Consider the following 21,212-nt stretch of genomic DNA (forward strand, 5'->3'; position numbering starts at 1 on the left):
CGCTGCCCTTGTGCTTGAGGGGAGTCGAGCAGACGGGGCAGTTCGTCGGCTGCTTCAGCCTCGGTGGAGGGGTTGAAGGGGCTGATTCTTCGGGGCGCTTGCGCTGGGTGTATGCCCAGTTCCTGCAGCTTCTTGAGCACCAACGGCGAGTCGGATTGCGCTGTTGCGCTTTGGTGAACAGGGTGCCGCATGCTGCGCATGCGGGCTTTTGAGCGACTTCCGTGTCGCTCTGCCTGCGTGTCCGGCGACCTGCCTGGCAGCAGGTTGGTGAACACCACATGGGCGTTGGGCCGCGTGCTGCGATGGTCATCTTCTTGCCGCACGTTTCGCAGAGGGCCACCCGGTCCTCCCGGTAGTTCCATCTGTGCTGGCTCCTCTCCCGGCAGGCTGAAGAGCACCACCGTCTTCTCTGGCCCGCTCGGGTGGCCGGGAAGGGGCGCCCGCACTCTGGGCACTGGGCGGCGTCCAGGATCTTCCGCAGGTCAGCGGGTTCGCGGCCGCTCGCGGCAGCCAAGCGCTCCCATGTGGGACGTCCCCGATGCAAGGGAGGTTCGCATAGATAGGTCCGCAGATGTCTGGGCTTGAGATGATTGGCTGCGGCGAGGCGTTCGATGAACGACATGGGTCCCTCGCCGGCAATGGGCCGGATCTGGATGGGCAGCGTAGTCAAGTGGCTGGGTGCATGAGGGGCTTGCTCTCTCATGGCTGCCGCCCGCGCTTCATGTGACGGCCGCGGTGAACGTAGTAGAGCAGGGACGAGTAGGACACGGAGTAGTCGTGTTCGTCCATCAGCTCGGCCCAGATGGCTCTGCCGCGAACCCCTCGGGCGAGCATGTCGTCGACCAGGCGGATGACGGGGACCATGACCGGATCCTTGCGGAACTTCACATCGCGAGCGGCTGGCCGTGCTGTGTCCAGCACGAGCCGGACTGTCCACCGTGGGACCTGGTAGCGCTCGGCGAGCGCGCGGATGGTCATGGTGCCGTCGCGGGCGTCATCGGAGATGAGGAAGCAGAGTTCGCTGCTGCCGGGGAACGGTTCTTTGCCGGGGTATCGGGGGTTGGGCTTGACGCGGCCTCGGGGCGAGCTGGCGTCGGAGAGGGCTCGCTCCAGCGCATGAGGAGACCGGCCGGTGGCATCGGCGAGCCGGTCCAGTTGGGGCTTGCCGAACCAGAACGGCGGGCCGCAGAGGTATCCGTGCAGGTAGCTGGGCTTGAGGTGGTTGGCGCGGGCCAGGCGTCGGATGAAGGAGTCGGTTTCCTCTCCGAGCCGCGGTGCGACCTGGACGGGCAGCCGGGCCAGCCGTCCTTCGGTCATTGCGTGGCCGCCTTCTTCAGCGGCTTCCGGGTGGTCTCCGCAGCGTGGTCCAGGGGAATCGCGTCGATCGCTTTCTTGGTCACGCGTTCGGTGCCGCTGAGGATCGCGTCGATCGCTGCCCCTCGGATGGCATGGGACAGCGCTCCGATCATGCCGTCGGCCCGGTTGTGGAGGTAGCGGTCCAGCTTGGTCAGGCTTCCCGGCGGGTGATCGTGCAGCAGCAGGGTCCTCTCCAGCGTCGCGACCAAGGCCTTCCACTCCTCGCCGTAGGGAAACGGCCGCGTGGGGACCAGAGTGAAGCGGCCCGAGATCTGGGCGCCCCTGGTGCCGGCCAGAAGCTCACTGGTTTCGAGGTTGATGCCCGCATAGACGAACGTCGCTGGGATGCGCTCGGAGAAGTACTTCAAGGTGTCGGAGACCTCGGCGCCGGTCCGTGTGACCTGCGAGATGTTGTGGATCTCGTCGACGAGGACCAGGCCGGTGCGGGTGTCCGTGCAGACGCCGACCACGGCTTCGATGATGTCGGTCATGTTCGACCTGCCTCGGACCGGCAGCCCCAGGAAGCGTGCGAACTCGGCGGCGACCATGCGGGCGGTCGCCGCAGGCGGGACGGTGATGTAGAGCACCGGGATGCGGTCGGTGACGTTCGGGTGGCGGGCCCGGTCGAGGAGTTCGTGGGCGAGCCCGAGCTGGGTGATCGCGCTGGTCTTTCCCGTGCCGGGCAGCCCGGAGACCATCAGGCCGCGGCGGGCGCTGATCGCGTGCCGGTTGAGCAGGACCAGCCGTCGGCCGCAGACCACCGTCTTCTCGACGAATGAGGTGGCAACCACCAACATGCGGGCGTGATGATCGAGCCGGTCTTCGTCATAGAGCGCCCGCTGGGCGGCAGAGAGCTTGTCCAACTCGGCGGGAGCCAAGAGGACCGGAGGCGCTGGAGGGCCGGCAGCGAACCTCCGCCACCCGTCCAGGGTGGTCAACTGCCGGGTGGCCTCGGCATCGGAATCGTGCAGAGCGGCATGCCGGCCCGCCGGTTCGGAGATGGTCACGGACGCCTCCAAGGGTTCGCGAGCGGGTCGAAGAGGCCCAGCGGGATGACCTCGGCCATCTCGGTGTCCGTCTGATCTTCCTGAACAGCTTCGGCAGCGGGCGGATCCGGGACCGGCCGGTCAGAGACGGTGGCCCGGGTCCGTGCGGCGACGCGCCGGGACCGCTTCGCCCCAGAACCCTTCCCCGCAGTGGGGCCGTCATGGGCTCGTCGCAGCAGGGCAGCGGCGGCATCCGCGATCTGTTCCTCCGTGCCGCCGGGGACCTGCTCGCAGGCGTGGTCCCAGGCCAGTTCCCCGAACGGGACACCAACGTGGCGCAGGTGCTTCCAGAAGACGGTGATCCACCGGCCGCGTCGGCGGTCGCGTACCCAGATGCGGGAGATGTCGTAGGGGTCGTGGTGGATCTCCCACAAGCCCTTCTTCTCCATCACCCCGGAGTGCTGGCGGCGCAAGGGGCCCAGCTCGCCGTCGTCGTAGGTGCGGTGCTTGATCCGGATGCCGTAGCTGTTGATCGCCTGCCAACGTTCGGGCAGCAACTCGACGTAGTCCTCGCCGTTCAGCGGAGCCGGGACGTAGCCGCAGGACTGAAGCAGCATCGCGTACTTCTCGTTCGGGGAGAACGCCCGCCTGGGCGCCTGCGGATCACGCAGCCCGTTATGGGGCCTGTTCTGCCAGACGGCGATGACCCATTCATCGAGCAGGTTCTGGAGTTCGGGGAGAGTCCAGAGCGGCCCGTCCTCCAGCTTCCTGCCGCGGCGGTCCGTGGTCGAGCCGGTGTAGCCCACGACGAACTGAGCGAACAGCGTGGCCACCGAGCCCAGAGTCTTCTCGATCGTGCCTTTGTCGGTCGGCGTCGCCTTGTGGGCCGGTTGCAGATTGACGCCCAGGTAGCGGCAGGAGGCCCGGAAGTTCCGGGAGACGAACACCTTGCCGTGGTCGCAGACGATCGTCTCCGGCACGATCACCGGCCGTGCCGCCGCGTGCTCCAAGCGCTCATCCAAGGCCAGCAGCCGCCGATGCGGCAGCACCGAACGGGACATGCGCAGGGCCTCTGACCAGCCTGGCCGCATCGCCTCCGGGGTGACGCTGCGGGCCAGCAGCGCGGACGCGTCCGCAGCCTTGGTCGTCGGCCGCAGCACCGCCGCGGTGATCGACCGCGTCGCGATGTCGACCATCGCTGTCAGCTCGACCTTCTCCGCAATCCCGTCGTCCAGACGCACCAGCACATCCAGCGGGGTCGAGTCGATCTGCATCAGCTCGCCCGGCGCACTGGCCGGAAGTTCTCCGAACGGGCCGGGCGGCCGTGCCTTGACCGACCGGCGTGTACTCGCCGATCCCGTCGCGTGAGTGCCGGTCGCCAGCTTGCTGTAGAGCCGGTAGAGAGTGGCCCGCGAGGGAACCTCGACCCCGGCGGCATCCTCGCTGCCGGTCAGGATCTCCTTGACCCGCCAGACGATGAATCCGATCGTCTTCGACGAGTCCTCGGCCGTCTCGTCGATCGCCTGCCGCATCGCCTCCACCACCGCCGCATCGACCTTCCCGAAGGCCGGCATCTGCTTGGCCGACCGGCCGTCGGCCAGGCCGACCAATCCGTCACGCTGGTAGCGCTGGCGCCGCTGCTTGATGCCGCTGGCCGTCACCTTCTGCCCGGCCGCCGTCAACTCGGCCGCCTTGGCCCGCTCGCGCTCAGCCAACGAATGCAGCCTCGGGTCGAACTCCGCCCGAGGCGCTGCCTCATCGGAGGCTCCCGGCGGCAGCCCGTGCAGCACCTCCAGGATGTGACCCTCCCACCAAAGTGCCTGTTCAGCTGCTGTCTCAGGGAACTCCGCGAGCCGCGCGGTGGGCGGGACCCTCCGCCTCTGCCCGTTCAACGGGCGCCCCTTCCAACCAGGCCCACCACCGTGCGAGGGCCCAGCAACTGGACCGACAGGTCCTCGGTGACCAGTTCCTGGCGCCAGAGCAGATGGAACAGCGCGGGCAGCGCCGCGAGCCGGTCACCCGCCGCGTCGGCCCCGGGCAGCAGAGGCCCCGGCGTCGCGAAGATCTCCCGCAGGCGATCCGCAGCCGTGCGGTGCAGGCACCGTGGGTGCCGGTAGCGCGACAGCCACCGGACATTCGCCAGCAACACCGGCTCCGGGACTCCGACCCGCCTGAATGCCCATCCCGTCTGGGTGCAGGCAACCCGTGTCGCCTCGAACGCCTCCACGTCCTTCGGCTCGATCCGCTTGTCCGCGCGGACATCGATCACCACCGCCGAGCCGTCCACGCGGCGCACGAAGTAGTCCGGAGCGTGCCGACGCTCCCGAAGCCCGTCGTGCCAGTGCAGCCAGAAGGGCTGCGAGGCGATCCCCGTCACCTTCGGGTCGAAGTCCATGAGCAGGAGCCGGTCCCGTTCCAGCCAGGACTCGAAGCCGACATGCTGCCCGGTCGTCGCCGCCCAGTACCAGCCCGAGAAGTGACGCTCACCACGCGACCACCGAAACGGCCGCACCGGCCCTACGTCCTCGAAACGGGCCGTCGCACAGTCCAGCAGCGGACGTCGCTGTCGCTCGCCTACCGCGTCCACGTACGACAGCTCGACGTACAGACCTGCAAGATCCACCCCAGTCGGTACGGCCACCCAGAACCCCCAGTGCGATTGCCCGCACGACTAGGTTCACTGAGACGGAAGGCCGAACGACTGGGTTCGGTGAGTAAACGCCTCGATTGGATGAGAGCGGTCAACGGGTGTCCGGGCATGACCCCGCAGCGGTCATGTACTAGAGTTATCTCGACATCGAGATATCTGCCGAAGGCGTACCGCAAGCCGCCAATCGGTAAGGGTTGCCTAACTAAGCCTTACCTTAGCGGATCGGCGAGGAGCCGTGGCGGCAGCATTGAGGTAGTACGCGCACATTGATGAAGGAGACTGTCGTGTCGGCGAACAGCTTCGACGCCCGCAGCACGCTGCGCGTGGGCGACGAGTCTTACGAGATCTTCAGGCTGGACAAGGTCGAAGGCGCCGCGCGCCTCCCCTACAGCCTCAAGGTCCTGCTGGAGAACCTGCTCCGCACCGAGGACGGCGCGAACATCACCGCCGACCACATCCGGGCGCTCGGCGGGTGGGACTCCCAGGCCCGGCCCAGCCAGGAGATCCAGTTCACGCCGGCCCGCGTGATCATGCAGGACTTCACCGGTGTTCCCTGTGTCGTCGACCTCGCCACCATGCGCGAGGCCGTCAAGGAGCTCGGCGGCGACCCGGCGAAGATCAACCCGCTGGCCCCGGCCGAGCTGGTCATCGACCACTCCGTCATCGCCGACAAGTTCGGCACCGCGGAGGCGTTCGGCCAGAACGTCGAGCTGGAGTACGGCCGCAACAAGGAGCGCTACCAGTTCCTGCGCTGGGGCCAGACCGCCTTCGACGAGTTCAAGGTCGTCCCGCCCGGCACCGGAATCGTCCACCAGGTGAACATCGAGCACCTGGCCCGTACCGTCATGGTCCGAGGCGGCCAGGCGTACCCCGACACCCTCGTCGGCACCGACTCGCACACCACCATGGTCAACGGCCTCGGTGTGCTCGGCTGGGGCGTCGGCGGCATCGAGGCCGAGGCCGCGATGCTCGGCCAGCCGGTCTCCATGCTCATCCCGCGCGTCGTCGGCTTCAAGCTGACCGGTGAGCTCAAGCCCGGCACCACCGCCACCGACCTGGTCCTCACGATCACCGAGATGCTGCGCAAGCACGGCGTCGTCGGCAAGTTCGTCGAGTTCTACGGTGAGGGCGTCGCCGCCACCTCCCTCGCCAACCGCGCCACCATCGGCAACATGTCGCCGGAGTTCGGCTCCACCGCCGCGATCTTCCCGATCGACGGCGAGACCCTGAACTACCTGAAGCTGACCGGCCGTTCCGAGCAGCAGGTCGCGCTCGTCGAGGCGTACGCCAAGGAGCAGGGCCTCTGGCTCGACCCGGCCGCCGAGCCCGACTTCTCCGAGAAGCTCGAGCTGGACCTCTCCACGGTCGTCCCCTCGATCGCCGGCCCGAAGCGCCCGCAGGACCGCATCGTCCTCGCGAACGCCGCCGAGCAGTTCGCCCAGGACGTACGCAACTACGTGGACGACGTGGACGAGGCGGGCAAGGAGTCCTTCCCGGCCTCCGACTCCCCGGCCAACACCCCGAACGGCGCCCCGTCGAAGCCGGTCACCGTGACCGCCCCCGACGGTTCGACGTACGAGATCGACCACGGCGCCGTCACCGTCGCCGCGATCACCTCCTGCACCAACACCTCGAACCCGTACGTCATGGTCGCCGCCGCGCTGGTGGCCAAGAAGGCGGTCGAGAAGGGCCTGACCCGCAAGCCGTGGGTCAAGACCACGCTCGCCCCGGGCTCGAAGGTCGTCACGGACTACTTCGACAAGGCCGGTCTGACGCCGTACCTGGACAAGGTCGGCTTCAACCTCGTCGGTTACGGGTGCACCACCTGCATCGGCAACTCCGGCCCGCTGCCGGAGGAGGTCTCCAAGGCCGTCAACGACCACGACCTGGCCGTCACCTCGGTGCTCTCCGGCAACCGCAACTTCGAGGGCCGGATCAACCCCGACGTCAAGATGAACTACCTTGCGTCCCCGCCGCTGGTCGTCGCATACGCCCTCGCCGGCTCGATGAAGGTGGACATCACCAAGGACGCGCTCGGAGTCGACACCGAGGGCAAGCCGGTCCACCTGCAGGACATCTGGCCGACCGAGGCCGAGGTCAACGACGTCGTCGCCAACGCGATCGGCGAGGACATGTTCAACAAGTCCTACTCCGACGTCTTCGCGGGCGACGCCCAGTGGCAGGCGCTGCCGATCCCGACCGGCAACACCTTCGAGTGGGACCCGCAGTCCACCTACGTGCGCAAGCCCCCTTACTTCGAGGGCATGACGATGGAGACCACCCCGGTCTCCGACATCTCCGGCGCCCGTGTGCTGGCCAAGCTCGGCGACTCGGTCACCACCGACCACATCTCCCCGGCCGGTGCGATCAAGGCCGACACCCCGGCTGGCAAGTACCTCACGGAGCACGGCGTCGAGCGCCGCGACTTCAACAGCTACGGCTCGCGCCGCGGCAACCACGAGGTCATGATCCGCGGCACGTTCGCCAACATCCGCCTGCGCAACCAGATCGCGCCGGGCACCGAGGGCGGCTTCACCCGCGACTTCACGCAGGCGGACGGCCCCGTGTCGTTCATCTACGACGCCTCGCAGAACTACCAGGCCGCAGGCATCCCGCTGGTGATCCTGGCCGGCAAGGAGTACGGCTCCGGCTCGTCCCGCGACTGGGCCGCCAAGGGCACCGCGCTCCTCGGCGTCAAGGCCGTCATCGCCGAGTCGTACGAGCGCATCCACCGCTCGAACCTCATCGGTATGGGCGTCCTGCCGCTCCAGTTCCCGGAGGGCGCCTCGGCCGAGTCCCTCGGCCTGACCGGTGAGGAGACCTTCTCCTTCTCCGGCGTCACCGAGCTGAACGACGGCACCACGCCGCGCACGGTCAAGGTCAGCACCGACAACGGTGTGGAGTTCGACGCGGTCGTCCGTATCGACACCCCGGGCGAGGCGGACTACTACCGCAACGGCGGCATCATGCAGTACGTGCTGCGCAACCTGATCCGCGGCTGACGGCCAAGCGGCTGACGGACTGAGCGCAACGCCAAGGGGCCGCACTCCCTGCACAGGAGTGCGGCCCCTTCGGCGTGGCCGACGGCCCGGTGCGGCGCGTCAGAACCCGTCGTGCCGGACGGTGGTGACGAAGGCGCCCCAGCCCGCCCGGCAGAAGAACAGGGCGGGCCCGTCGGGCACCTTGCTGTCCCGCACCGGCAGCACACCGGGGAACCCGTCCGCGACCTCGACGCAGCTGCCGCCGGTTCCGTCGCTGTAGGACGACTTCCGCCACGAGCCGGCATCGGTGCGGCCGGCTGTGCGGACGGCCGCCGTCAGCCGATCAGTTCCACCTCCGCGAGCGTCGCCTCGTCCGTGGAGACCAGCCGGTAGTGCGGGTACGAGCCCGGCTCCGCCACGCTGAACACGCGGGTCTGCCTGTCCCAGTCGAAGGACTCGCCCGACCGCTTGTCCAGGTCCGTCCACGACGTCCCGTCGGCGGAACCCTGCAGCACCCAGCCCGAGGGAGCCTCGTCCTTCGCAGCCGAGGTGAGCGTGTACTGCACGGCTTCCGCCGCCGCAGCGGCCGGCAGGTCGACCGAGGTGAACGCGGCCGACGTGCCCGAGGTGTTGTCGAAGAGCGGACCGTCCGCGGGGAGCACGTCGCGGTGCGGCGCGGGCGCCTTGTCGTCCTTCGTGATGGAAACGGGCGCGGCGTCCTTGCCCGTGCCCCAGGCGGAGGGCTTCGGCCCCATCGCGAACTCCAGGGTGCCGCCCTTGGCCACGGTCTCGTGCGGCAGGGCCGTGGAGTTCCACTTCTTGCCGTTGACCTTCAGGCCCTGCACGTAGATGTTCTTCGCGCTGTTCTTCGGGGCCTTGACGACCAGCTTGCGGCCCTTCCCCAGGTGCACCGTCGCCTTGGTGAACAGCGGCGAGCCGATGGCGTACTCGCCGCTGCCCATCACCAGCGGGTAGAAGCCGAGGGCGGAGAAGAGATACCACGCCGACTGCTCGCCGTTGTCCTCGTCGCCGTGGTAGCCCTGGCCGATCTCGCTGCCGGTGTAGAGGCGGGAGAGGACCTCGCGCACCTTCTCCTGCGTCTTCCACGGCCGGGAGGCGGCGTTGTACATGTAGGTGGCGTGGTGGGCGACCTGGTTGGAGTGGCCGTACATGCCCATTCGTACGTCACGCGCCTCCGTCATCTCGTGGATGACGCCTCCGTACGAGCCGACGAACTCGTGCCCCGCGGTCTCGGGGGTGGAGAAGTAGGTGTCGAGCTTATCGCCGAGGCCGGCGCGGCCACCGTAGAGGTTGGCGAGGCCGCGGCTGTCCTGCGGGGCGGTGAAGGCGTAGCCCCAGCCGTTGGTCTCCGTGTAGTCGTAACCCCACACCCGCGGGTCGTACTTCGAGCTCTCGACCCGCCAGTCGCCCTTCAGGTTCCGGCCCTGGAAGAAGCCGGCCTTCGAGTCGAAGAGGGTGACGTAGTTACGGGCCCGGTTCCGGAAGTACTCGGACTCCTCCTTGTAGCGCTCCTTCTTCGTCGTCTTGTAGAGCGACTGGCCCATCTCGGCCAGCCCGTAGTCGTTCAGGTAGCCCTCCAGCGACCACGACAGGCCCTCATGGGTGGAGGTGGAGGCGTAGCCGAGGAACGGCGAGGTCTCCATGCCCTTGCGTCCCACGCCGGACGACGGCGGCACGACCGTCGCGTTCTTCAGCGCCGCCTCGTACGCCGCCTCCGCGTCGAAGTCGACCCCCTTGACGTGCGCGTCGGCGAAGGCCACGTCCGAGCTGGTGCCGGTCATCAGGTCCGCGTAACCGGGGGAGGACCAGCGGGAGATCCAGCCGCCGTCCTTGTACTGCTGGACAAAGCCGTCGACCAGCTCGCCCGCCTTCTTCGGGGTGAGGAAGGAGTACGCGGGCCAGGTCGTGCGGTACGTGTCCCAGAAGCCGTTGTTGACGTACACCTTGCCGTCGACGATCTTCGCGCCGGTACGGGCCGGGGTGTCGGGGCCCGCCATCGGCGAGAACGGGCTCGCGTACCGGTACTTCGGGCGCGCCTTGGTCCCGGTGTTCTCGAAGCCCGAGTTCGGGTAGAGGTACAGCCGGTACAGGCTCGAGTAGAGCGTGGTCAGCTGGTCGCGGCTGGCGCCCTCGACCTCGACCTTGCCCAGGATGTCGTCCCAGGCGTCCTGCGCCTTGCCGCGCACGCGCTCGAAGCGGGTGCCGGCCGGGATCTCGTCGGCAAGGTTCTTCCTGGCCTGGTCGACGCTGATCAGCGAGGTCGCGATCCGCAGCGTGACGGTGCGGTCCTTGCCGGCGTCGAAGCGGAGCCGGCCGGTGACGCCTTCGGAGGCCGAGTCGGTCACCGGCGCGTCGAAGACGCCGTACACGAACAGTCGCGTGGCGCCCGTGGACAGACCGCTCTTGACGTCCGAGTACCCGGTGAAGGAGCGCGTCGCCGGGTCGAGGGTGAGGCCGCCCTCCTGGGTGACGTTGTCGAAGATGACGCTCGCGTCGTCACCGGGGTAGGTGAATCGCATCATCGCCGCATGGTCGGTGGGCGTCATCTCGGCCTTGAGGCCGTTCTCGAAGGTGACGCCGTAGTGGTGCGGACGGGCGGTCTCGTTCGTGTGCCGGAAGGGCAGGGCCCTTGCCGTGCGCGAGGTGTCCGGGACGCCGGCCGCCGCGGACGGCATCACCTGGAAGGTCTGCCGGTCGCCCATCCACGGGCTCGGTTCATGGCTGGTGCTGAAGGCCTGCACGGTCGGCAGGTTGTCCGCGTTGTTGCCGCGGGCGTATTCGTACAGCCAGCTCTTGGACCCGGAGTTGGTGACCGGTGTCCAGAAGTTGAAGCCGTGCGGCACGGCGGTGGCGGGGAAGGTGTTGCCCCGCGAGAACGAGCCGCTGGAGTTGGTGCCCCGGGTCGTGGAGGCGTAGTCCGAGAGATGGGCGAGCCTCTTCTCGGGCGCCTTGGGAGCGATCGTGACGTCGTCGATCCAGCCCTGGAACTTCGCCGGGCCCTTGGACGAGTCGTACGCCACCAGGATCCGGTCGACCGTCTTGCCGGAGGCGACCGCGCCGATGCCGGAGGCGACGGCGTTCCACTGGTTGACGTAGAGCCGCTTGGCGGCTCCCTGGCCATCGGGCGTGAGCAGCCCGCCGTGCGAGTCGGTGGCGCGCAGGTCGCTGAGGTAGGTGCCGTCGGTGAAGGCGAGGTCGAGGGAGACGTTGGTCGCGGGGTAGTTCAGATCTGTCTCCGCCATGGCGGGGAAGACCTTGTACGACAGCTCGGTGTCCCGGCGCACGGCCACGTCGACGTCGAAGACCTTGTTGTACGAGTAGGCCCGGCCGTCGGGCTTGTGGTTGCCCGCGTACTTCAGGGCGCGCCTGCCGGTGAAGCCGGCGCCCGCCTTGGCCGTGGGCGAGCCGCTCGGGCCGCGGTCGACCTGGGAGCGCATGTCGTCGGCGACGGGCGTGCTGGTGTCACCGCCTGAGAACTGGACGTCCGCCAGCTGGGTGGCGTCGGAGGCGCCGTTGTTCTTGGTGATCTCCAGCCGGAAGTGGGCGTACGCGCTCACCTCGGAGGGCGAGCCGATGTCGTACGTCTTCGTCTCGAAGCGCTTGGCGAACGCCTCGCCCGAGCGGGAGTCGAGAACCGTCCACGTCCTGCCGTCGGTGGAGCCCTTGAGCGTCCAGTCCCTGGGGTCGCGCTCGGCGTGGTCGTTGGCCGACGTCATCGCGTAGGTGGCGACCTTGACGGGCGCGTCCGTGTCGAACTCGATCCAGGCGGTCGGCTCGAAGGCCAGCCACTTGCTGGTGGACAGCAGATCGACGAGGTTCTCCTTGGTCTCACCCCCGCCGGTGTTCTCGCCGCTGGCGCGCAACTCGATCACTTTGTCGGTGACGTTGCCCGGAATTCCGCTGGAGAAGTCGCCATCGACGCCCGATGACCGCTTCTTTCCGTCGGTGCCGACTTCTACGGCATTACGCCAGTCCGGCTGGGCTTCGTCCGATTCGAAGGACGACCTGAATTCCTGGTCTGCCGAGGGCTTCTGGCCGGGCTCCGAGGGCAGGGCGACGGCGGCGGAAGGGGCCGTCAACACGAGCATGGAAGCGGTCACCACGAGGGTGACCGCCCGAAATTGTCTGGGCCGGGGTCTCGTTCTGGGCTGCATCCCGGGTCTTCCTCCAGGGGAAGTCAGGTTGGACAACGTTGTCAGACGTAAGGCGCAGGCTCCAGTAGGGAGGCAAGTGTCATACGGTGTCAAGGGTGTTGACGGAGTGGCACGGACGGAATCGGGCGATCCGCGAGCAGTGCTGTGGCCGTAAGCGCGCTTTCGGGGCTCATGCGTCCGCGAGGTCTCAACTCGGGAAAGATGGCCACCCAACCTTGCATTTGATCTTGCTCGCACGGTCGGAAGTGGACTATACCTGTCGGGTCCGCATAGCTGTTCCACATGACTGCGGGCCAGGGGGGACGGGGGTGACGGACGCGTGCCGAGCACGTGGCCGCCGACCGCAGAAACACCGTTCCCGCTGTCAGCCGTGCACGCTCCAAGCTTCCAATTGAGTTTCCCTTCGGGAAACACAGCAACTGAACGCGGTGGCGGGGCCCTTCGCCTGAGGCGAGAAGGTACGGGCGACCGGTACACCGCCTGAGTCCTGGAGAAGGCGAGGACTTGAGCATGGGATCCACCTCCGCCCACAACAACGAGGGTGTCGGCCGTCGCGCGCTGATCAAGCGTTCTGCCGCGCTCGGCCTGCTCACGATTCCGACGATGAGCTTCCTGTCCGCCTGCGCGAGCGGCGACGGCGGCGCGGACAAAAAGGTCGAGAAGGGCGAGAAGACCGCCAAGAACCCGCTCGGCGTCAATGACACGGCTCAGCTGGAAGTCGTCATCTTCGACGGCGGTTTCGGCACGCAGTACGCCAAGGACGCCATCGCGGTCTACCAGAAGAACTTCCCCAAGGCCCCCGAGGTCAAGTTCTCCGCGACGCAGAAGATCCAGTCCGTCCTGCAGCCGCGCTTCAACCAGGGCAGCCCGCCGGACCTGATCGACAACTCCGGCGCAGAGCAGATGGACATGGGCGTCCTGGTCGGCAAGAAGCAGCTCGCCGACCTCACCCCGCTGCTCGACGCCCCGTCGGTCGACGACCCGAACCAGAAGGTCCGCGACACGCTGCGCCCCGGCATCGTCGAGATGGGCCAGTTCGACGGCGACCCCGTCTGGATCTTCTACTACGCCTACACCGTGTACGGCGTGTGGTACTCCCAGAAGGCCCTGGACAGCCTCGACGCCACGTACCCGGAGACATGGGACGAGATGCTGGCCGTCTGCGAGAAGGCCAAGAAGAAGGGCATCGCCGGCTGGACGTACGCGGGGAAGCACCCGTACTACATCCCCTTCTCGCTCTACCCGATGATCGCCAAGGTCGGCGGCCGCGAGGTCCTCGACGCCATCGACAACCTCGAGCCGGGCGCCTGGAAGCACCCGGCCGTCAAGGCCTGCTTCGAGGCCTACTACGAGCTCCACAAGAAGGGCTACATCCTCAAGGGCACCCCGGGCCTGGACCACATCCAGTCCCAGACCGCCTGGACCGAGGGCAAGGCGCTCTTCATCCCCAACGGCTCCTGGGTGGAGAACGAGGCGGCGAAGACCATGCCGAAGGACTTCAACCTCGCGGTCTCCGCGCCCAGCGGCATCGACAGCTCGGACAAGATGCCGTTCGGCACCATGTGGGCGTCCGGCGGTGAGCCCTTCATCGTCCCGGCGAAGGCCAAGAACCCGGACGGCGGCATGGAGCAGCTGCGGATCATGCTCAGCGAGGCGTCCTCGAAGAACTTCACCTCACAGGTCAAGTCGCTGACGGCGTTCAACGGAGGCACCGACGGCATCGAGCTGACGCCGGGTCTGAAGTCGGGTGTCGCCGCGCTCGAGAAGGCGGGCGAGAACGTGGTGAACCCGCGTATCCAGGACTGGTACGTCGCCCTCCAGAAGGAGAAGATCGGCGTGGCCGGTCTCGGCGAGATGATGGCGGGCCGCCTCACCCCGACCGAGGCGATCAAGAAGATCCAGGCCTTCGCCGACGAGGCCGCCAAGGACGACTCCATCAAGCACTACAAGCACCAGTGAGCACGCGTCACCAGCGGCGGCTGCGACGACAGGATCGGGGTCGGTAGGCATGCAGCACGGCAAGTACCGTTTCATCGTGGGGTTCCTGGCCATGCCCCTGGCGTTGTATGCCCTCTTCGTCATCTGGCCGTTCATCCAGGCCATCTACTACTCGTTCACGGACTGGACGGGACTGAGCCCCGACTTCGAGATGGTCGGCTTCGGCAACTTCAGCAGAATGCTGGAGGACGACATCTTCTGGAAGTCGCTGCAACACAGCCTGACCTTCGCACTGCTGCTGCCGCTGGTGACGCTCAGCCTGGCACTGTTCTTCGCCTTCATGCTCAACGTCGGCGGCCGGCACCGTAAGAACGGCAAGGCCGCCGGCGCCGTGAGCGGTGTCCGGGGATCATCGTTCTACAAGATCGTGTACTTCTTCCCGCAGGTGCTCTCGATCGCGATCGTCGCTCTGCTCTTCCAGTTCGCGTACAACCCGAACAGCGGTGCGATCAACTCGGCCCTCAAGGCCGTCGGCCTGGACAGCGTCCAGCCGGTCTGGCTGGGCGATCCCGATCTGGCCCTGTGGTGCGTGATGGCGGTCCTGATCTGGAGCACCGTCGGATTCTTCGTGGTGCTGTTCTCCGCCGGAATGGCCTCCATCCCGAACGATTTCTACGAGGCCGCGCTGCTCGACGGCGCGAGCCGCATCACCACCTTCTTCAAGATCACCCTGCCGTTGCTGTGGGACACGGTGCAGTCCGGCTGGGTGTACATGGGCATCCTGGCGCTCGGCGCCGAGTCCTTCGCGGTCGTCCAGATCATGACCGTCGGCCCGAACGGCGGCGGCCCCGACTACTCGACCATCGTGATGCCGCTGTACGTGTACCAGAAGGCCTTCCGTGACGGTCAGGCCGCCTACGCAACGACGATCGGTGTCGCCCTGCTCATCGTCACGCTGCTCTTCGCGGCGGTCGTGATGCGGCTGGGCCGGCGCGAGCGGCTGGAGTACTGACCATGAAGACCACACAATCCCCTCCGGTCGACATCTCGGAAGGCGGCGGCGAAGGTCCCGTCGCCAAGACGGCCGGCACCGAACCGCAGACGCGCAGGAGCGGCGGCAAGGGCAGGGTTCTCAATGCCTTCTCGCACGGCATTCTGATCCTCTGGGCGTTCATGGTCGTCATGCCGCTGCTGTGGGCGGTGATGACGTCCTTCAAGGACGACCGGTCCATCTTCACCTCGCCCTGGGCGCTGCCGGACAGGCTGCACTTCGAGAACTGGTCGCGCGCCTGGACCGAGGCGCACATGAGCGACTACTTCCTGAACACCGTTCTGGTGGTCGGCGGCTCGCTGGTCGGCACGCTGCTGCTGGGCTCGATGGCGGCCTATGTGCTCGCGCGCTTCGACTTCCCCGGGAACCGCTTCATCTACTTCCTCTTCATCGGCGGGATGAGCTTCCCGATCATCCTGGCGCTGGTCCCGTTGTTCTACGTCATGAACAACATGGCGCTGCTGAACACGATCCCCGGCCTGATCCTGGTCTACATCGCCTACTCGCTGCCGTTCACCGTCTTCTTCCTGACCGCCTTCTTCCGCACCCTGCCGACCTCGGTGGCGGAAGCGGCGTTCATGGACGGCGCCTCGCACACCCGGACCTTCTTCCAGGTGATGCTCCCGATGGCCAAGCCAGGGCTGATCAGCGTCGGCATCTTCAACTTCCTGGGCCAGTGGAACCAGTACATGCTGCCGACGGTGCTCAACACCGACGAGAGCAAGAAGGTGCTCTCCCAGGGCCTGGTCCAGCTGGCGGTGAGCCAGGGCTACAAGGGCGACTGGTCGGGACTCTTCGCCGGCCTGGTGATGGCGATGCTCCCGGTGCTCGCGGCGTACGTCATCTTCCAGCGGCAGGTGGTCGCCGGGCTCACGGCGGGGGCGCTCAAGTAGCGCTCCCCGCTCCCGGGACGCCCGTCCGCCGCGCAGCAGCGCGGCGGACGGGCGTTTTCCGTGGTGGCTGCGCGCTGGTCCGGGGTTCGCCCCCGGGTGGCTGCGCGCTCGCCCGAGCTGTCAGCCCCGGGTGGCCGGGCGCTCATCGGAGTTTCACCCCGCTCAAGGTCTTGACGGGATAAGCCCCAAAAGGGTCAGCTTAGGGTTCATAAGTTGGAGAGAAGCCGGAGCCATGGGTGCACCGGCCGGGGGCGGCCGTCGTGCCGCCCACCGGGGGCAGGAGTGGATGGGTCAATGGAGACTCCGGGATCGCAGACATCTCTGCACCGGGCCAATCTCGAGCGGGTCGTGCGCGCCGTGCGCATGGCCGGCTCGCTCACGCAGGCGGAGATCGCGAGGAGCACCGGCCTTTCCGCGGCCACCGTCTCCAACATCGTGCGTGAGTTGAAGGACGGCGGCACGGTCGAGGTGACACCGACCTCGGCGGGCGGCCGGCGGGCCCGCAGCGTCTCCCTCAGCGGTGACGCCGGCATCGTGATCGGCGTCGACTTCGGCCACACCCACCTGCGCGTGGCCATCGGCAACCTCGCCCACCAGGTGCTCGCGGAGGAGGCGGAGCCGCTCGATGTGGACGCGTCCTCCGCCCAGGGCTTCGGCCGGGCGGAAGCGCTGGTCAACCGGCTGGTCGAGGCGACGGGCATCGGCCCGGGCAAGGTGATCGGGGTGGGGCTCGGCGTGCCGGGCCCCATCGACGTGGAGTCGGGGACGCTCGGCTCCACGGCGATCCTGCCGGGCTGGACCGGCATCAACCCCAGCAAGGAACTCTCCGCCCGTCTGGGCGTGCCGGTGTACGTCGACAACGACGCCAACCTCGGCGCGCTCGGCGAGCTGGTGTGGGGCAGCGGCCGCGGGGTCAAGGACCTCGCGTACATCAAGGTGGCCAGCGGTGTCGGCGCCGGTCTCGTGATAGACGGACAGATCTACCGGGGACCCGGCGGCACGGCCGGCGAGATCGGGCACATCACGCTCGACGAGTCGGGCCCGGTCTGCCGCTGCGGCAACCGCGGCTGCCTGGAGACCTTCGCCGCCGCCCGGTACGTGCTCCCGCTGCTCCAGTCCAGCCACGGGGCGGAGCTGACCATGGAGCGCGTCGTGCAGCTCGCCCGGGAGGGAGACCCCGGCTGCCGCCGCGTGGTGGCCGACGTGGGGCGCCACATCGGCAGCGGCGTGGCGAACCTCTGCAATCTCCTGAACCCCAGCCGGGTGGTACTCGGCGGCGATCTGGCGGAAGCTGGAGAGTTGGTACTCGGACCCATCCGCGAGTCCGTCTCGCGCTATGCCATCCCCAGCGCCGCGCGGCAGCTCTCGGTGGCTCCGGGCGCCCTCGGCGGCCGCGCCGAGGTACTGGGAGCGCTGGCCCTCGTACTCAGCGAGATGGGCGATTCGACGCTTTTGCAAGGGCTTGACAGGGCGTTGCCGGTGGGCGCGCCCGCCTTCACTTAGATAACGAATGGCACCGTTGTCGTCTCGTTAAGGATTTACTCCTTGACGGTGGCTGCGGGGCCGAGTTGACTTCCAGCCACCTCGGCCGCAGCGACGCGGCCTCGTCAGGGAGGTTTCTCATCGTGAACGCACATCTGCGTCGTGCCGCTGTTGCTCTCGCCGCTTCCGCGATGGCTGTTTCGCTGGCCGCCTGCGGCCAGGCAGGAGACTCGGGCGACAGTGCCGAAGAGTCGCGCGCCAAGAAGGGCGACGACATCACGATCGGCCTGCTCCTTCCGGAGAACCAGACCGCTCGTTACGAGAAGTTCGACAAGCCGCTCATCGAGAAGAAGATCAGCGAGCTCACGAACGACAAGGCGAAGGTCGTCTACGCCAACGCCAAGCAGGACGCCACTCAGCAGTCCCAGCAGGTCGAGACCATGATCACCAACAAGGTCGACGCCCTGATCCTGGACGCGGTGGACTCCAAGGCCATCGCCAACAGCGTGAAGAAGGCCAAGGACGCCGGCATCCCGGTCGTCGCCTACGACCGTCTCGCCGAAGGACCGATCGACGCCTACACCTCCTTCGACAACGAAGAGGTCGGCCGGGTGCAGGGCAAGGCCCTGCTGGACGCCCTGGGCGACAAGGCCAAGGACGGCCAGATCGTCATGATGAACGGCTCGGTCACCGACCCGAACGCCGCGCTGTTCAAGAAGGGCGCCCACGCCGAGCTCGACGGCAAGGTGAAGATCGGCAAGGAGTACGACACCAAGGAGTGGAAGCCGGAGAACGCCAACGCCAACATGGAGGCGTCGATCTCGGCCCTCGGCAAGGACAAGATCGTCGGCGTCTACTCCGCCAACGACGGCATGGCGGGCGGCATCATCACCGCCCTCAAGGCCGCCGGTGTCTCCCCGCTCCCGCCGGTGACGGGCCAGGACGCCGAGATCTCCGGTGTGCAGCGCATCGTCGCGGGTGAGCAGTTCATGAGCGTCTACAAGCCGTACGCCCCCGAGGCGGCCGCCGCCGCCGAGATGGCCGTGGCCCTCGCCAAGGGTGAGAAGCTCGACTCGATCGCCAAGGAAACGGTCGACAGCCCCACCACCAAGGGTGTCCCGGCCGTGCTCGTCCCGGTCGTGTCCCTGACCCAGGACAACATCAAGGAGACCGTCGTCAAGGACGGCGTCTACACGATCCAGGAGATCTGCACTCCGAAGCTCCAGGCCGCGTGTGACAAGCTCGGCCTGAAGTAGGCCGGCTCGAGCTCGCCGGAGCCCCCGGGTCCGATCGGGGCGCTCCGGATGCTCGCCGGGACGCGCGAGCCCCCGCCGCCGGGATCGATGTCCCGCCGGGGCGGCGACGACGTCCCGTATGAACCCTCCGGTGTCCCGCCCCTCCCATCCAGCCCCCGCCGGGGGGCGGAGCACCGGACGGAAGGCTCGCGCGTTTCTTCATAGTTTCAACCCATACTGCTCAGCCTCCGCGCCGCCTCACCCCGGCGGTGCGGCATCCCCGCCGGTCAGGCGGCGAAGGAGATGGTTCACGTGTCCGCTACGCCCGTGTTGGCGTTGCGAGGGGTCTCCAAGCGGTTCGGTGCCGTCCAGGCGCTCACCGACGTAGAGCTTGAGGTCCACGCCGGTGAGGTGGTCGCACTCGTAGGCGACAACGGCGCCGGAAAGTCCACGCTGGTCAAGACGATCGCCGGCGTGCATCCCATCGATGAAGGCGCCATCGAATGGGAGGGCAAGGGCGTGTCGATCAACCGGCCGCACGACGCCCAGAGCCTCGGCATCGCGACCGTCTACCAGGACCTCGCGCTCTGCGACAACATCGATGTCGTCGGCAACCTCTACCTGGGCCGGGAGCTGCACAAGCGCGGCGTGCTGGACGAGGTCGAGATGGAGCGCCGGGCTCTGGAGCTCCTCAAGACGCTCTCGATCCGCATCCCCAGTGTCCGTATTCCGATTGCCTCGCTGTCCGGCGGTCAGCGCCAGACCGTGGCCATCGCCCGTTCGATGCTCGGCGAGCCCAAGCTCGTCATCCTCGACGAGCCCACCGCCGCCCTCGGTGTCGAGCAGACCGCACAGGTGCTCGACCTGGTGGAGCGGCTGCGGGAACGCGGCCACGCCGTGATCCTGATCAGCCACAACATGGCCGACGTCAAGGCCGTCGCCGACAAGGTCGCGGTACTGCGACTGGGCCGCAACAACGGGATCTTCGACGTCAAGTCGACCTCGCAGGAAGAGATCATCTCCGCCATCACCGGTGCCACGGACAATGCCGTGACCCGCCGTGCGGCGCGCAACGCGGAGGTTCAGAAGTGACTACGGAAAAGACCTCCACCACCGACGCGCCGGTCGTCAACCCGGACGCCGCGCACGACGCGCTCACGGCCGTCGACCCGCGGCTGCTGGTGCGCGAGCAGGGCGTCAAGGGCTACTGGTCGGAGTTCAAGCGGAAGATGCACGCCGGTGACCTGGGGTCCATCCCGGTCGTCATCGGCCTGATCATCATCGCCGTCATCTTCCAGAGCATGAACTCGCAGTTCCTCTCGGCGAAGAACCTCACCGACATCTCGGTCACGATGGTCGGCACCGGCATGATGGCCGTCGGCATCATCTTCGTGCTGCTGCTCGGCGAGATCGACCTGTCCGTCGGCGCTGTCAGCGGTGTCTCCGGCGCCCTCGCGGCCGTCCTGAGCGTCACCAACGGCATGAACGAGTGGCTCGCCGTCCTCATCGCCCTCGCCGGCGGTGCGGTCATCGGCGCCCTGCACGGCTTCTTCTTCGCCAGGATCGGCGCCCCCGCCTTCGCCGTCACCCTGGCGGGCCTGCTGTTCTGGCAGGGCTTCATGCTCCAGCTGCTCGGTGACACGGGCACGATCAACCTGGACTCGGAGGGTGTGGTCGGTCGCATGACCACGTACTTCTTCTCCGACGTGGCGGCCGCCTACGGCCTCGCCGCGGCCGCCGTGGCCGTGTTCTTCCTCTCGTCGTTCTTCGACAACCGCCGCCGTGACGCCGCGGGTGTGCCGTCCCGGCCGCTCTCCGACACACTGCTGCGCACGGTGCTGCTCGGCATCGTGGCCTTCGCGGCCGCGGCCGTCTTCAACCAGTACCGCGGTCTGCCGCTGGCCCTGGTCCTCTTCCTCGCAGCCCTGGTCATCACGGACTTCGTGCTCCGCCGCACCTCCTACGGCCGCAAGATCTTCGCCCTCGGCGGCAGCGTCGAGGCCTCGCGGCGCGCCGGCATCAACGTCACCGCCGTGCGGATCTCCGTCTTCTCCATCGCGGGCTTCTTCGCGGCCGTCGGCGGTCTGTTCTGGGCGTCCAAGATCGCGGCGGCCAACCAGAGCGCCGGCGCCGGTGAACTGCTGATGAACGTCATCGCGGCGGCCGTCATCGGCGGCACCAGCCTCTTCGGTGGCCGGGGCCGCACCTGGAACGCGCTGCTCGGTGCGATGGTGATCGTCTCCATCCAGTACGGCCTGGCGCTGGAGGGCATCAGGACCCCGGTGGTCTACATGATCACCGGCGGTGTTCTGCTGGCTACCGTGGTGATCGACTCGATCACCCGCAAGACCCAGAGGACCGCAGGTCGCGCCTAGATGATCGATTCCAAGGGATCGGCTGCGCGCATGGGACGAGGGCGTCCAACGTCAGTGTGTGAAGACAGAGTTGGACACCCTCGCGATCGC

The 21,212-nt window shown here is 67.7% G+C and carries 14 protein-coding genes; 8 read left to right on the plus strand and 6 right to left on the minus strand.

The window, feature by feature from the left end; all coding sequences use genetic code 11:
- Positions 1-699: 699 nt before the first annotated feature.
- From ACZ4SA_RS31420 to ACZ4SA_RS31435, 4 genes are all read right to left on the minus strand, one after another.
- Positions 700-1,317: a hypothetical protein gene (locus ACZ4SA_RS31420; protein ID WP_468281231.1), complete on the minus strand. Its 618-nt coding sequence runs from the start codon at positions 1,315-1,317 to the stop codon at positions 700-702.
- Positions 1,314-2,363 (minus strand): ATP-binding protein, encoded by a 1,050-nt coding sequence (locus ACZ4SA_RS31425; protein WP_468281233.1) that lies wholly within the window; start codon positions 2,361-2,363, stop codon positions 1,314-1,316. Before ACZ4SA_RS31425 ends, ACZ4SA_RS31420 begins: the two co-directional genes overlap by 4 nt.
- Positions 2,360-3,874 carry a Mu transposase C-terminal domain-containing protein gene (locus ACZ4SA_RS31430; RefSeq protein WP_468281253.1) on the minus strand — a complete coding sequence of 505 codons (1,515 nt, stop codon included), beginning with the start codon at positions 3,872-3,874 and terminating at the stop codon, positions 2,360-2,362. Before ACZ4SA_RS31430 ends, ACZ4SA_RS31425 begins: the two co-directional genes overlap by 4 nt.
- 356 nt (positions 3,875-4,230) lie before the next feature.
- Positions 4,231-4,983 carry a TnsA-like heteromeric transposase endonuclease subunit gene (locus ACZ4SA_RS31435; RefSeq protein ID WP_468281235.1) on the minus strand — a complete coding sequence of 251 codons (753 nt, stop codon included), beginning with the start codon at positions 4,981-4,983 and terminating at the stop codon, positions 4,231-4,233.
- Positions 4,984-5,276: 293 nt separating this feature from the next.
- On the opposite strand from ACZ4SA_RS31435, the gene acnA reads away from it, so the two are divergent.
- Positions 5,277-7,994: an aconitate hydratase AcnA gene (gene acnA / locus ACZ4SA_RS31440; RefSeq protein WP_468281237.1), complete on the plus strand. Its 2,718-nt coding sequence runs from the start codon at positions 5,277-5,279 to the stop codon at positions 7,992-7,994.
- 99 nt (positions 7,995-8,093) lie between these two features.
- Here the strand turns inward: acnA and ACZ4SA_RS31445 are convergent, their stop codons facing one another.
- Together ACZ4SA_RS31445 and ACZ4SA_RS31450 are read right to left on the minus strand one after the other, a co-directional pair.
- Positions 8,094-8,420, minus strand: a complete 327-nt coding sequence (locus tag ACZ4SA_RS31445; protein WP_468281255.1) for a DUF397 domain-containing protein — start codon at positions 8,418-8,420, stop codon at positions 8,094-8,096.
- Positions 8,309-12,082, minus strand: coding sequence for a GH92 family glycosyl hydrolase (locus ACZ4SA_RS31450; RefSeq protein WP_468281239.1), 3,774 nt, complete (start codon positions 12,080-12,082; stop codon positions 8,309-8,311). Before ACZ4SA_RS31450 ends, ACZ4SA_RS31445 begins: the two co-directional genes overlap by 112 nt.
- A 576-nt stretch (positions 12,083-12,658) precedes the next feature.
- On the opposite strand from ACZ4SA_RS31450, the gene ngcE reads away from it, so the two are divergent.
- The 7 genes from ngcE to ACZ4SA_RS31485 all read left to right on the plus strand — a co-directional run bounded on the left by ngcE (position 12,659) and on the right by ACZ4SA_RS31485 (position 21,122).
- Positions 12,659-14,107, plus strand: coding sequence for an N-acetylglucosamine/diacetylchitobiose ABC transporter substrate-binding protein (gene ngcE, locus ACZ4SA_RS31455; protein ID WP_468281241.1), 1,449 nt, complete (start codon positions 12,659-12,661; stop codon positions 14,105-14,107).
- A 49-nt stretch (positions 14,108-14,156) separates the two neighbouring features.
- Positions 14,157-15,098 (plus strand): carbohydrate ABC transporter permease, encoded by a 942-nt coding sequence (locus tag ACZ4SA_RS31460; RefSeq protein ID WP_468281243.1) that lies wholly within the window; start codon positions 14,157-14,159, stop codon positions 15,096-15,098.
- Positions 15,099-15,100: 2 nt separating this feature from the next.
- Positions 15,101-16,030 carry a carbohydrate ABC transporter permease gene (locus ACZ4SA_RS31465; protein ID WP_468281245.1) on the plus strand — a complete coding sequence of 310 codons (930 nt, stop codon included), beginning with the start codon at positions 15,101-15,103 and terminating at the stop codon, positions 16,028-16,030.
- A 294-nt stretch (positions 16,031-16,324) separates the two neighbouring features.
- Positions 16,325-17,533, plus strand: coding sequence for an ROK family transcriptional regulator (locus ACZ4SA_RS31470; protein ID WP_468281247.1), 1,209 nt, complete (start codon positions 16,325-16,327; stop codon positions 17,531-17,533).
- A 134-nt stretch (positions 17,534-17,667) separates the two neighbouring features.
- Positions 17,668-18,768 (plus strand): substrate-binding domain-containing protein, encoded by a 1,101-nt coding sequence (locus tag ACZ4SA_RS31475; RefSeq protein ID WP_468281256.1) that lies wholly within the window; start codon positions 17,668-17,670, stop codon positions 18,766-18,768.
- 282 nt (positions 18,769-19,050) lie between these two features.
- Entirely contained in the window at positions 19,051-19,839 is a 789-nt protein-coding gene (locus ACZ4SA_RS31480; RefSeq protein ID WP_468281249.1) for an ATP-binding cassette domain-containing protein, read from the plus strand.
- Entirely contained in the window at positions 19,836-21,122 is a 1,287-nt protein-coding gene (locus tag ACZ4SA_RS31485) for a sugar ABC transporter permease (protein WP_468281251.1), read from the plus strand. The genes ACZ4SA_RS31480 and ACZ4SA_RS31485 overlap by 4 nt, the downstream gene beginning before the upstream one ends.
- The last annotated feature ends 90 nt before the right edge of the window (positions 21,123-21,212 follow it).

The organism is Streptomyces sp. NPDC027962 (assembly GCF_055566095.1).

Excerpts from the sequence above, each read along its gene's own strand:
- ACZ4SA_RS31420 (WP_468281231.1), bottom strand. The coding sequence starts at position 1,317 with ATGACCGAAGGACGGCTGGCCCGGCTGCCCGTCCAGGTCGCACCGCGG.
- ACZ4SA_RS31430 (WP_468281253.1), bottom strand. The coding sequence starts at position 3,874 with ATGCGGCAGGCGATCGACGAGACGGCCGAGGACTCGTCGAAGACGATC.
- ACZ4SA_RS31450 (WP_468281239.1), bottom strand. The coding sequence starts at position 12,082 with ATGCTCGTGTTGACGGCCCCTTCCGCCGCCGTCGCCCTGCCCTCGGAG.
- ngcE (WP_468281241.1), top strand. The coding sequence starts at position 12,659 with ATGGGATCCACCTCCGCCCACAACAACGAGGGTGTCGGCCGTCGCGCG.
- ACZ4SA_RS31460 (WP_468281243.1), top strand. The coding sequence starts at position 14,157 with ATGCAGCACGGCAAGTACCGTTTCATCGTGGGGTTCCTGGCCATGCCC.
- ACZ4SA_RS31465 (WP_468281245.1), top strand. The coding sequence starts at position 15,101 with ATGAAGACCACACAATCCCCTCCGGTCGACATCTCGGAAGGCGGCGGC.
- ACZ4SA_RS31470 (WP_468281247.1), top strand. The coding sequence starts at position 16,325 with ATGGAGACTCCGGGATCGCAGACATCTCTGCACCGGGCCAATCTCGAG.
- ACZ4SA_RS31480 (WP_468281249.1), top strand. The coding sequence starts at position 19,051 with ATGGTTCACGTGTCCGCTACGCCCGTGTTGGCGTTGCGAGGGGTCTCC.